Genomic DNA, 11324 nt, shown 5'->3' with positions numbered 1-11324 from the left:
CGATGAAGATCCTGACCTGCCCCTTGAACGGCCCGCGCAACATCAGCGAGTTCACCTACGGCGGCGAGCTCAAGCACATGCCCGACCCCGCCAGCTGCAGCGACGCCGAGTGGGCCGACTATGTGTTCAACAGCGACAACCTGGCCGGGGTGGTGACCGAGTGGTGGCTGCACAACGCTTCCAGCTACTGGTTCCTGGCCGAGCGCCACACGGGAAGCGACCAGGTGCTGCGCACCTTCGACCCGAAAGCACTGTTCGACCGCCGCGTCGACTTCACCCCCGCCGCCACCCCGGAGATCGCCGGATGAACAGCCCTACCCGCCTCCCCGTGCCCATGGGCCTGCTGATCGACCGCGAGCGGCCCCTGCGCTTCGAGTTCGACGGCCAGGCCTGCCAAGGCTTTGCCGGTGACACCATTGCCAGCGCCCTGCTGGGTAATGGCCGCTGGCTGCTGTCGCGCTCGTTCAAATACCATCGCCCACGCGGCCCGCTGAGCATGGCCGGCCAGGACGCCAACACCTTGGTGCAATTGCCTGAAGAACCTAACGTGCTGGCCGACCTGGAAGCCGCCCGCGAGGGCCAGGTGGTCGAAGGGCAGAACTTCAACGGCAGCCTGACGCATGACCGCGACGCCTACCTGGGCAAGTTCTCACGCTTCATGCCGGTGGGCTTCTACTACCGCTCCTTCTACAAGCCCAAGGGCATGTGGAAGGTGTGGGAGCCGCTGATTCGCAAGAAGGCCGGCCTGGGCGTGCTCGACCTTGGCTTCAAGCCGCAGTACTACGACAAAGCCTACCTGTTCGTTGATGTGGCGGTCATCGGCGGCGGCCCCGCCGGCCTGCGCGCCGCGCTGGACGCGGCCAATGCCGGGGCCAAGGTGCTGCTGATCGAACAACAGCCTGTGCTGGGTGGCTCGCTTACCTACGCCCGCTTCGACATCGCCGGCACCCGCGCCGCCAGCCTGCGCCAGGAGCTGCTGGCCACCCTCGAGGGCCACCCGAACATCCAGGTGCTGCTGGAGGCCACCTGCAACGGCTGGTTCACCGATAATTACCTGCCGGTGATCCAGCACAAGCGCTTGTACAAGGTACGCGCCAGCCGTTGCCTGGTGGCGGCCGGTTCGTTCGACCAGCCGGTGGTGTTCCGCAACAACGACCTGCCGGGGGTGATGCTGACCAGCGCCGCCCAGCGGCTGATGAAGCTGTACGCGGTCAAGCCGGGCCAGCGCGCGGTGATCCTCACCGGCCACGATGATGGCTACCTGGCCGCCCTCGACCTGCAGGAGCAAGGCGTGGCCGTGGCTGCCGTGGTCGATATGCGCGCAGCGCCAGCCGATGCCGCACTGGCTGCCGAACTGAAGCGCCGCGATATCCCCGTGCACCTGGGCAGCACGGTGTACGAAGCGCTGCACGAAACAGGCATGCGCCATGTCAGCGGGGTGGACATTCGCCCGATCACCGGCCAGGGCAAGGTCGGCGCGCATGGCCTGCGCCTGGCCTGCGACTTGCTGTGCATGTCGGCGGGCTACATGCCGGTGTATCAGTTGCTGTGCCAGGCCGGTGGCAAGCTGGCCTATGACGTCAACCGTGACGAGTTCACCCTCAGCCACCTGCCGGCCGGGCTGGATATCGCAGGCTCGGTGAACGGCCGTCACGCGCTGGCCAACGTGCTGGCCGATGCCACACGCGGGGCCGCCGATGCACTGGCAGCGCTGGGCCTGCAAGCGCCGTCGCAGCCGGTGTTCAGCGCCGAAGCCAAGGTCAATTTCCCCTGGCCGATTTTCCCGCACCCCAAAGGCAAGGATTTCGTCGACTTCGACGAAGACCTGCAAGTGCGCGACATCGTCAACGCCACCCGCAGTGGCTACCGTGACATACAACTGGTCAAGCGCTTCTCCACGGTCGGCATGGGCCCGTCCCAGGGGCGCCACTCGGCGCTGCCCACTGCACGCCTGGTCGCCCATGCCACTGGCCGCAGCATCAGCGAGACCGGGGTGACCACCGCGCGCCCACCGTTCCAGGCCGAAAAGCTGGCGCATGTCGCCGGTCGTGCCTTCGACCCATACCGGCAAACACCCATGCACCGTCGCCACCTGCAAGCCGGGGCGAAAATGATGCCTGCCGGTATCTGGCAACGTCCGGCCTACTACGGCAAGCCAGAGGAACGTGAGCGCTGCATGCAGGAAGAAGCCCGCCATGTGCGCGAAAAAGTCGGCCTGATCGACGTTTCTACCCTGGGCGGCCTGGACGTACGCGGCCCCGACGCTGCAGAACTGCTGGAGCGCGTGTACACCTTCGGCTTTGCCAAGCTGCCTGTCGGCCGCACCCGCTATGCGCTGATGACCAACGAACAGGGCGTGGTGATAGACGACGGCGTCTGCGCACGCCTGGGCGAGCAACACTTCTATGTCACCGCCACTACCAGCGGTGTCGACCGCATCTACCAACAGATGCTGAAGTGGAACGCGCAGTGGCGCCTGGACGTGGACATCACCAACGTTACCGCTGCCCTGGCCGCCGTCAACCTGGCCGGGCCACTGTCACGCCAGGTGCTGGCCAAGGTGTGCGAAGACGTGGACCTGTCGGCAGAAGCCTTCCCCTACCTCGGCGTACGTCAGGGCGAGGTGGCCGGCATTTCGGCGCGCATCCTGCGGGTCGGTTTCGTCGGTGAACTGGGCTATGAAGTGCATGTGCCGGCGCGCCATGCCGAACGCTTGTGGGACGCCCTGATGCAAGCCGGTACGGACCTGGGTATTCGCCCGTTCGGTGTCGAGACCCAGCGCCTGCTGCGCCTGGAAAAAGGCCATGTGATCATTAGCCAGGACACCGACGGCATGACCCCCCCGGCAGAGATCGACATGCAGTGGGCCATCGGCCGCAAGAAGCCGTTCTTCGTCGGTAAGCGTTCCATCGAAATCCTTGAAGCGCAGCCGCTCAAGCGCAAGCTGGTCGGCTTCACCCTGCCACAGGGCAGCCCGCAGCCACTTGAGGGGCACCTGGTACTGGACGGGCCGGACATCACCGGCAATGTCACTTCCTGCGAGTACTCGCAAACCTTGGGGCAAATCATCGGCCTGGCCTATGCCGGCGCCCACCAGGCCACCCCCGGCATGCACATCCCGATCCGCGTGGAAGGCGGCGCGATGGTGCACGCCAAGGTGGTGCAACTGCCGTTCCACGATCCCGACAACCTGCGCCAGGAGCTCTGAGCCATGACCAGTTTGCAAGCCGAAGCGTTTATCCCTCGCAGCCCGCGGGCCGAGTTGTTGCACACCTGTGCGTTGACTGACCTGACCGATGTGGCACGGGTCGGCTTTCGCGGGGGCGACAGTGCTGCCTACCTGCAGCAACGTGGCTACCGTTTACCTCAGCAGCCGAACCAGGCCGCGCGTCAGGACGACGGCGGCTGGGTAGCGCGGTTGTCGCAGACCGAGTACCTGTTGCTGGGCAGCCTGGCCGACGAAGGCGCACGGGTGGCTGCCGCAGAAGCCGAGTGGGTGCAGGATGCACAGCGTAACTACCTGCTGCCGCGCCAGGACAGCCATGCCTGGTTGCAGCTGTCAGGGGTGCATGGCAGTGCGGTGATGGCCAAGTTGTGCGGGGTGGATTTACGTGCCGAGGCGTTTCCGGTCGGGGCGGTAGCGCAGACTTCAGCGGCACGGATCAATGTGATTGTGGTGAATGTGGGCAGTGACGAGCGGCCGGCGTTGCAGTTGCTGTTCGATCGGGCATCGCTGGCTTACTTGCGCGAAGCGATGCTGGATGCCATGGATGAGTTCGATGGCGGTTTGATCGGGCTGGGTGAGTTCACCACATGATTTTCAGCGCCTGGGAGATCGAGCGCCGCGCGGGCGGCGCTTCGCAGCACAAGGCTGCTCCTACAACTATGTCGGGCCAATTATTTCTGTGAGATCTTCGCGCGAACGCCTTGGCGCAGGGCTCGAACAAGGCGGTCGAGCGCGCCAGCCACAGGCGTTACTGGCCCGAAACAAATGTAGGAGCAGCCTTGTGCTGCGAAGCGCCGCGCGGGCGGCGCTCGATCTCTCAGGCGCTGAAAATCTCATGTCGAACGAAAAAAACTATACAGAAAAATTATTCTGTATAGATTTCTACAGCGACCTGCACTATACCTTGTACAAAGAACCTAATTTGTACAGGTATTGTGCATGTCCAGCTACCTGCAATCCTTCGCCGAACGCTTTGCCACGCTCGATACACACAACCTCGACTTGCTGAACGACCTGTACAGCGAGGACGTAGCATTTCGCGACCCTCTGCACCAGGTAACCGGCCTACCCGCACTGCGGGCTTATTTCGCCCAGTTGTACGCGAAGGTGCCCGAGTGCCATTACCGCTTCGAAGGCACCGACGAGCTGGAACCGGGCCACGGCTACATTCGCTGGACCTTGCAATATCGCCACCCGCAGCTGGCCCGTGGGCAACTGATCAGCCTGCAGGGGTGCAGCCACCTGCGCTGGCATGAGCGGGTGCACTTTCACCAGGATTACTTCGACGCCGGCGCGCTGCTGTACGAGCATGTGCCGGTCATGGGCAGCGCCATTCGCTGGCTCAAAGGCAGGCTGGCATGAGCCGTTGCTGGCTCACCGGTGCCAGCAGCGGCATTGGTGCTGCGCTGGCATTGCACTTGCTGGAGCAAGGCCATCAGGTGGCGTTGGGTGCACGCCACGCAGACAAGCTGACGGCACTGGCCGCGCAGTTCCCGGGGCAAGTACTGCTGACCGTGGGCGATATCGACCAGCCTGGGCAAGTGGCGCAGATGGCCGGGGAGATCGAGCGCGCCTGGGGCGCACTGGACCAGGTGATCCTCAATGCGGGCACCTGCGAGTACCTGGAGCCGGGGCACTTCGACCCGGCGCTGGTCGAGCGAGTGATACGTACCAACCTGACCGGCACCAGCCTTTGCCTGGCCGCCGCCCTGCCGTTACTACGCCGCGGCCAGCAGCCACACCTGGTGGTGATGGGCAGTTCGGTCAGCTGGTTGGCGCTGCCGCGCGCCGGCGCCTATGGCGCGTCGAAGGCGGCATTGCGGTATCTGGTCGAGTCCCTGCGCATCGACCTGGCGGGCGAAGGTATCGATGTCACCCTGGTCAGTCCCGGCTTCGTCGACACCCCCCTCACCCGCCGCAACGACTTCCCCATGCCCCAGCTATGGAGCGCCGAACGCGCCGCCACTCATATCATCGCGCGCCTGCCACGCCGGCCGCTGGAAATCGCCTTCCCCGCCACCTTCATACTGGTGCTGCGCCTGCTGGGCGCTTTGCCGGCGCGCTGGCGCCTCAAGCTGGGCCGCCATCTGGCTTGATCCTGGCGCCGATCCGGGCGCTCGCCTTGCCGCTGGCGTTGCGCTTCGCGGCAAGGTGCCGAGGCTGGCCTACAACTGCACCAAGCGCTCGCGCAAAAAGCTCACAAACCCCTGCACCGGCCGCGCCACCTGCCTGTGCTGCGGATACACCGCTGATAACTGCAAGGCAGGCGGCGTCCACTCTTCAAGCACATTCACCAGCCGCCCATCCGCCAACGCCTGCCCAACGATGAAGGTCGGCAGGTAGGTCACCCCCATCCCGGCGATAGCGGCATCCCTGAGCAACTCGCCGTTGTTCGCACGCATGCGCCCTGTCACCTGAATCGCCTGCGCCTTGCCGCCCTGGCGGAACTGCCATTGCACCTGTCGAGAATGACCATAGGGCAGGCAGTCGTGCCCGGCCAGATCCTCCGGTGTTAGCGGTACACCCCGCGCCTGCAGGTACGCCGGGCTCGCGCAATACACCCGCTCGACACTGGCAATACGCCGCGCGATCAGGCTGGAGTCCTCCAGCGCGCCAATCCGCAGCGCCAGGTCGTAGCCTTCGCCGATCAGGTCCACGGCACGATCACTGAGGTCCACCTCGACATCGACTTGCGGGTGCAATTGCAAAAACTCGGTCAACAGGCAGCCCAGGTGCGACATGGCGAACGACAGCGGTGCGCTCAACCGCAAGGTGCCGCGCAGGGCCTGGGCCTGGCCGCTGATGTCGTGTTCCACCTGCTGCACCTCGCCCAGCAGGCGCAGCGCCGACTGGTAGTAGTGCTGGCCCAGCGGCGTGGCGTCCAGGCGCCGGGTGGAACGGTTGAGCAGGCGTACGCCCAAGCGCTCTTCGAGCTGCATCAGGCGCCGGCTGACCGATTGCTTGGACATGCCCAGGCGGTCGGCGGCGGCGGTAAAACTGCCGGCCTCCAGGACCTGGGCAAAGATGCGCATGTCTTCGTAGGGGTTCATTGTCTCGCTCATGGTGACAGTAAAACGCTTTATAGCGGCTTTTTCCCGCCAGTGCATCTGCCTAACCTACGCACAAGTCGCAGCGATGGCCCAACAGGCCAGGCAAGACGCCCACTACCAACACTTGCATGGAAAAGGATTCGCTCATGAACATTGTCCACAAAACCCTTACCGCCTCCCTTCTGGCCCTGTCCGTTTCCAGCGCTTTCGCTGCTGGTAGCCCAGGTGTCGAGCAGCACACCCAGGCGTTTCTCGAAGCCCTGGAACAAGGCGGCGGCAAGCCTCTGGAACAACTCAGCCCGAAAGACGCCCGGGCAGTGCTGACGGGGGCCCAGGCTTCGGTCAAGGTCGACCTCTCCGGTATCGAAGTAAAGGAACGCACCGTCCAGGCCAGCGGCGAGTCGATCAAGCTGCAAGTGGTACGCCCGGCCAATGTGAAGGGTGACCTGCCAGTATTCATGTTCTTCCACGGCGGCGGTTGGGTGCTTGGCGACTTCCCGACCCACCAGCGGCTGATTCGCGACCTGGTGGTCGGCTCGGGTGCGGTGGCGGTCTATGTGGACTACACCCCGTCGCCGGAAGCGCACTACCCGACGGCGATCAACCAGGCCTACGCTGCGACCCGCTGGGTGGCCGAGCATGGCAAGGAGATCGGCGTGGACGGCAAGCGCCTGGCGGTGGCCGGCAACAGCGTCGGCGGCAACATGGCGGCAGTCGTGGCGCTGAAAGCCAAACAGGCCGGCACCCCTGCCCTGCGCTTCCAGCTGTTGCTGTGGCCGGTGACCGATGCCAGCTTCGAGACGGCATCGTACAAGCAGTTTGCCGAAGGGCACTTTCTGACCACCGGGATGATGAAGTGGTTCTGGGACAGCTACACCACCGATGCCAAGGCGCGGGAACAGATCTACGCCTCGCCGCTGCGGGCCAGCAGTGAACAGCTCAAGGGCTTGCCGCCAGCGCTGGTGCAAACGGCTGAGTTCGATGTGTTGCGTGATGAAGGCGAAGCGTATGCCCGCAAGTTGAACGCTGCTGGGGTAACCGTTACATCGGTGCGCTACAACGGCATGATCCACGACTACGGCCTGCTCAACCCGCTGAGCGAGGTACCGGCAGTGAAGGCGGCGATGCGCCAGGCGGCCGGTGAACTCAAAGTCCACCTTCAATAACCTTATCCACCCATGCGGCAGAGGCTGGAATGCCGTCAGGCAGGTCCGGCCTCTTCGCGGGTAAACCCGCGAAAGGGCCATCAGCTCAACATCAGGGTTCAAACCCTTCGACAATGATCACCTCGGCTTTAGCCACATCTTGGCGATGGCTGCACGCCTCCTGGTACAGCGCGGACCGATAACACGCCACCGCCTGCTCGTACGAATCGAACTCGATCACCACGCTACGCTGTGGGGTAGGCCGCCCTTCCATCGCCTCGCTGCGCCCGCCACGTGCCAGGAAGCGACCGCCGAATGCCTCGAAGGCTGCCGGCGCGCGTTGGGTGTACTGCTGGTACTGCTCGGGGTTGGTCACGTCCACATGGGCGATCCAGTAGGCCTTCATGCGCTGCTCTCCTGTTACGGCGATATTTGTGTATGATGGTATACCATAAAAATCACCCCACCACAGTGAGCGTGCAACATGGCATTCAACACCATCGAGGAGCTTCTCGAGGACTACCGGCAAGGCAAGATGGTCCTGCTGGTGGATGACGAGGACCGGGAAAACGAAGGCGACCTGCTGATCGCCGCCGAGCGTTGCGACGCCCAGGCCATCAACTTCATGGCCCGCGAAGCGCGTGGCCTGATCTGCCTGACCCTGACCGACGAACACTGCCAGCGCCTGGGCCTGGAGCAGATGGTACCGGCCAACGGCAGCGTGTTCAGCACGGCGTTCACCGTGTCGATCGAGGCGGCCACCGGCGTCACCACCGGCATTTCCGCCGCCGACCGGGCGCGCACCGTGGCGGCGGCCATGGCTGCCAACGCCCGCCCCGAAGACCTGGTGCAACCCGGCCACATCTTCCCCTTGCGCGCCCGCGAAGGCGGCGTGCTGACCCGCGCCGGCCACACCGAAGCAGGTTGCGACCTGGCGCGCCTGGCCGGCTTCAGCCCGGCGTCGGTAATCGTTGAGGTGCTGAATGACGACGGCACCATGGCCCGGCGCCCCGACCTGGAAGTGTTCGCCGCCCGGCATGGCATCAAGATCGGCACCATCGCCGACCTGATCCACTACCGCCTGAGCACCGAGCAGACCATCAAGCGCATCGGCGAGCGCGAGCTGCCGACCGTGCACGGCACCTTCCGTCTGGTCACCTATGAGGACCGCATTGAAGGTGGCGTGCACATGGCCATGGTCATGGGCGACATCCGCCGCGAGCAACCGACCCTGGTGCGGGTGCACGTCATCGACCCGTTGCGCGATCTGGTCGGTGCCGAATACGCAGGCCCCGCCAACTGGACACTGTGGGCGGCGCTACAGAAGGTGGCCGAGGAAGGCGCTGGCGTGGTGGTGATCCTGGCCAACCATGAATCCTCCCAAGCCTTGCTTGAGCGCATACCACAGCTGACACAGCCGGTAAGGCCGTACCAGCGTGGGCAGTCGAAGGTGTACTCCGAAGTAGGCACCGGGGCGCAGATCCTGCAGGACCTGGGTGTGGGCAAGCTTCGTCACCTGGGGCCACCACTGAAGTACGCCGGCCTGGCAGGGTATGAGCTGGAGGTGGTGCAGAGCATCCCGTTCGAGCCAGGCCTCCCGACCTGACACAGTCCCCTTGTAGGAGCGGCCTTGTGCCGCGAAAGGGCCGCATAGCGGCCCCGTCAATTTGTGTGTCGACGCTGAAACCCTGGGGCCGCTGTGCGGCCCTTTCGCGGCACAAGGCCGCTCCTACAAAGGGTTGCGGCAGTTGGCAAAGGCCGGGGTGATGGCCGGTCGCCTCATACCCCTTGCCAAAAGTTTGGAATACCATAATATGATATCCCGTAGACCTTGAATCTGCAGGCCGGCACCTACAATCACAAACGGCCACCAAGACACTTTGTTTTAGCTGCTCCCCGAACACTGTTGGCGGGCGCACCACAAGCCCCGCCTCGAATAACAAAAGCAACGAGGGCGTAACCATGCTGTTGAGCAAACGTGTAACCGCAGTGCTGTCCGCCAGCCTGCTGACCCTGGCATGTCAGGCCGCCCAGGCCGCTGACAGCCTGAACTTCGTCAGCTGGGGCGGTACCACCCAGGACGCCCAGAAAGAAGCGTGGGCCGTACCCTTCACCAAAGCCACCGACATCAAGGTCGTGCAGGACGGCCCCACCGACTACGGCAAGCTCAAGGCCATGGTCGAAAGCGGCAACGTGCAATGGGACGTGGTCGATGTCGAAGCAGACTTTGCCCTGCGCGCCGCCAGCGAAGGCCTGCTGGAACCCCTCGACTTCACCCAGATCAAGCGCGACAAGATCGACCCGCGCTTCGTCTCCGACCATGGCGTCGGCTCGTTCTTCTTCTCCTTCGTACTGGGCTACAACGAAGGCAAGCTCGGTGCCAACAAGCCGGTGGACTGGACTGCACTGTTCGACACCAAGACCTACCCGGGCAAACGCGCCCTGTACAAATGGCCCAGCCCAGGCGTGCTGGAACTGGCCCTGCTGGCCGACGGCGTAGCGCCGGACAAGCTGTACCCGCTGGACCTGGACCGCGCCTTCAAGAAACTCGACACCATCAAGAAAGATATCGTCTGGTGGGGCGGTGGCGCCCAGTCGCAGCAGCTGCTGGCCTCGGGTGAAGCCTCGCTCGGCCAGTTCTGGAACGGCCGTGTCTATGCCCTGCAGCAAGACGGTGCACCGGTAGGTGTGAGCTGGAAACAGAACCTGGTCATGGCCGACTTCCTGGTCATCCCCAAAGGCGCAAAGAACAAGGACGCGGCCATGAAGTTTCTGGCCAACGCCAGCAGCGCCGAAGGCCAGGCCGAGTTCGCCAACAAGACCGCCTACGCCCCGGTCAACGTCGACAGCGTGGCCAAGCTGGACAAGGACCTTGCGCCCAACCTGCCAACTGCCTACGCCCAGGACCAGGTCACCCTCGACTTCGCCTACTGGGCCAAGAACGGTCAGGCCATCGCGGCCCGCTGGAATGAGTGGTTGGTCAAATGAAAGTCGCCATCAACGCCCTGCATAACGCGCAAGGTGCCCCTACGGGCACCGGCGCCCCCGGGACGGCCCCTCGCCGCGCCAGCATGAGCCAGCGCTGGAAGGGCAGCCGCAACCTGCTGCCGGCCCTGCTGTTCCTTGGCCTGTTCTTCTTCGCCCCACTGGTCGGCCTGTTGCTGCGCGGGGTGCTGGAGCCAACGCCGGGGCTGGGCAACTACGAGCAGCTGTTCGCCAACTCGGCCTACGCACGGGTGCTGTTCAACACCTTCTCGGTGGCCGGTGTGGTCACCCTGATCAGCGTGCTGCTGGGCTTCCCGCTGGCCTGGGCGATCACCCTGGTGCCCAAGGGCTGGGGCCGCTGGCTGCTGAACATCGTGCTGCTGTCGATGTGGACCAGCCTGCTGGCGCGCACCTACTCGTGGCTGGTGTTGCTGCAAAGCTCGGGTGTGATCAACAAGGCGTTGATGGCCATGGGTATCATCGATACCCCGCTGGAAATGGTGCACAACCTCACCGGCGTGGTAATCGGCATGAGCTACATCATGATCCCGTTCATCGTGCTGCCGCTGCAGGCCACCATGCACGCCATCGACCCGATGGTGCTGCAGGCCGGGTCCATCTGCGGCGCCAGCCCGTGGACCAACTTCTGGAAGGTGTTCCTGCCACTGTGCCGTTCGGGGCTGTTCTCCGGCGCGCTGATGGTGTTCGTGATGTCGCTCGGTTACTACGTCACCCCGGCACTGCTGGGCGGGGCGCAGAACATGATGCTGCCCGAATTCATCATCCAGCAGGTGCAGTCGTTCCTTAACTGGGGCCTGGCCAGCGCCGCTGCCGCACTGCTGGTGGCGATCACCCTGGTGCTCTTCTACCTGTACCTGAAGCTGCAGCCGGAATCCCCGGTTGGCAACGCGAGGTAAA

The 11324-nt window shown here is 64.3% G+C and carries 11 protein-coding genes; 9 read left to right on the top strand and 2 right to left on the bottom strand.

The annotated features are described in order from the left end of the window. Positions 1–2: 2 nt before the first annotated feature. From SB756_RS03280 to SB756_RS03260, 5 genes are all read left to right on the top strand, one after another. Positions 3–308, top strand: a complete 306-nt coding sequence (locus SB756_RS03280; protein ID WP_410910163.1) for a sarcosine oxidase subunit delta — start codon at positions 3–5, stop codon at positions 306–308. Then, a complete protein-coding gene (locus SB756_RS03275) occupies positions 305–3208 on the top strand; it encodes a 2Fe-2S iron-sulfur cluster-binding protein (protein ID WP_410910162.1) in 2904 nt (967 codons plus the stop codon). Before SB756_RS03280 ends, SB756_RS03275 begins: the two co-directional genes overlap by 4 nt. A gap of 3 nt (positions 3209–3211) precedes the next feature. Next, entirely contained in the window at positions 3212–3817 is a 606-nt protein-coding gene (locus SB756_RS03270; protein ID WP_341798346.1) for a sarcosine oxidase subunit gamma, read from the top strand. Positions 3818–4165: 348 nt separating this feature from the next. Next, positions 4166–4588: a nuclear transport factor 2 family protein gene (locus tag SB756_RS03265; protein WP_341798345.1), complete on the top strand. Its 423-nt coding sequence runs from the start codon at positions 4166–4168 to the stop codon at positions 4586–4588. Further along, positions 4585–5322, top strand: coding sequence for an SDR family NAD(P)-dependent oxidoreductase (locus tag SB756_RS03260; protein ID WP_410910161.1), 738 nt, complete (start codon positions 4585–4587; stop codon positions 5320–5322). Before SB756_RS03265 ends, SB756_RS03260 begins: the two co-directional genes overlap by 4 nt. 69 nt (positions 5323–5391) lie before the next feature. On the opposite strand, the gene SB756_RS03255 is transcribed toward SB756_RS03260, so the two are convergent. After that, entirely contained in the window at positions 5392–6276 is an 885-nt protein-coding gene (locus tag SB756_RS03255) for a LysR family transcriptional regulator (protein WP_341798343.1), read from the bottom strand. Between the two features lie 146 nt (positions 6277–6422). Between SB756_RS03255 and SB756_RS03250 the strand changes: the two genes are divergently transcribed. Continuing rightward, on the top strand, positions 6423–7442 hold the full coding sequence (locus SB756_RS03250) for an alpha/beta hydrolase (protein WP_341798342.1): 1020 nt from the start codon (positions 6423–6425) through the stop codon (positions 7440–7442). 91 nt (positions 7443–7533) lie between these two features. Here SB756_RS03250 and SB756_RS03245 read toward each other — a convergent pair whose 3' ends face one another. Further along, positions 7534–7827, bottom strand: a complete 294-nt coding sequence (locus SB756_RS03245; protein WP_341798341.1) for a DUF1330 domain-containing protein — start codon at positions 7825–7827, stop codon at positions 7534–7536. A gap of 78 nt (positions 7828–7905) precedes the next feature. Here SB756_RS03245 and ribBA point away from each other — a divergent pair, with 78 nt between their 5' ends. The 3 genes from ribBA to SB756_RS03230 all read left to right on the top strand — a co-directional run bounded on the left by ribBA (position 7906) and on the right by SB756_RS03230 (position 11323). Further along, a complete protein-coding gene (gene ribBA / locus SB756_RS03240; protein WP_016499077.1) occupies positions 7906–9027 on the top strand; it encodes a bifunctional 3,4-dihydroxy-2-butanone-4-phosphate synthase/GTP cyclohydrolase II in 1122 nt (373 codons plus the stop codon). Positions 9028–9383: 356 nt separating this feature from the next. Further along, positions 9384–10409 (top strand): ABC transporter substrate-binding protein, encoded by a 1026-nt coding sequence (locus tag SB756_RS03235; protein ID WP_028613232.1) that lies wholly within the window; start codon positions 9384–9386, stop codon positions 10407–10409. Next, positions 10406–11323, top strand: a complete 918-nt coding sequence (locus tag SB756_RS03230; RefSeq protein ID WP_341798339.1) for an ABC transporter permease — start codon at positions 10406–10408, stop codon at positions 11321–11323. The genes SB756_RS03235 and SB756_RS03230 overlap by 4 nt, the downstream gene beginning before the upstream one ends. The last annotated feature ends 1 nt before the right edge of the window (position 11324 follow it).

This window comes from Pseudomonas sp. SIMBA_068, assembly GCF_046534705.1.
Classification (GTDB): domain Bacteria; phylum Pseudomonadota; class Gammaproteobacteria; order Pseudomonadales; family Pseudomonadaceae; genus Aquipseudomonas; species Aquipseudomonas putida.
Note: the sequence above shows the minus strand (reverse complement) of the source record. Positions and strands in the feature narration are given on the sequence as shown.

Excerpts from the sequence above, each read along its gene's own strand:
- SB756_RS03280 (WP_410910163.1), top strand. The coding sequence starts at position 3 with ATGAAGATCCTGACCTGCCCCTTGAACGGCCCGCGCAACATCAGCGAG.
- SB756_RS03275 (WP_410910162.1), top strand. The coding sequence starts at position 305 with ATGAACAGCCCTACCCGCCTCCCCGTGCCCATGGGCCTGCTGATCGAC.
- SB756_RS03270 (WP_341798346.1), top strand. The coding sequence starts at position 3,212 with ATGACCAGTTTGCAAGCCGAAGCGTTTATCCCTCGCAGCCCGCGGGCC.
- SB756_RS03265 (WP_341798345.1), top strand. The coding sequence starts at position 4,166 with ATGTCCAGCTACCTGCAATCCTTCGCCGAACGCTTTGCCACGCTCGAT.
- SB756_RS03260 (WP_410910161.1), top strand. The coding sequence starts at position 4,585 with ATGAGCCGTTGCTGGCTCACCGGTGCCAGCAGCGGCATTGGTGCTGCG.
- SB756_RS03255 (WP_341798343.1), bottom strand. The coding sequence starts at position 6,276 with ATGAACCCCTACGAAGACATGCGCATCTTTGCCCAGGTCCTGGAGGCC.
- SB756_RS03250 (WP_341798342.1), top strand. The coding sequence starts at position 6,423 with ATGAACATTGTCCACAAAACCCTTACCGCCTCCCTTCTGGCCCTGTCC.
- SB756_RS03245 (WP_341798341.1), bottom strand. The coding sequence starts at position 7,827 with ATGAAGGCCTACTGGATCGCCCATGTGGACGTGACCAACCCCGAGCAG.
- ribBA (WP_016499077.1), top strand. The coding sequence starts at position 7,906 with ATGGCATTCAACACCATCGAGGAGCTTCTCGAGGACTACCGGCAAGGC.
- SB756_RS03235 (WP_028613232.1), top strand. The coding sequence starts at position 9,384 with ATGCTGTTGAGCAAACGTGTAACCGCAGTGCTGTCCGCCAGCCTGCTG.
- SB756_RS03230 (WP_341798339.1), top strand. The coding sequence starts at position 10,406 with ATGAAAGTCGCCATCAACGCCCTGCATAACGCGCAAGGTGCCCCTACG.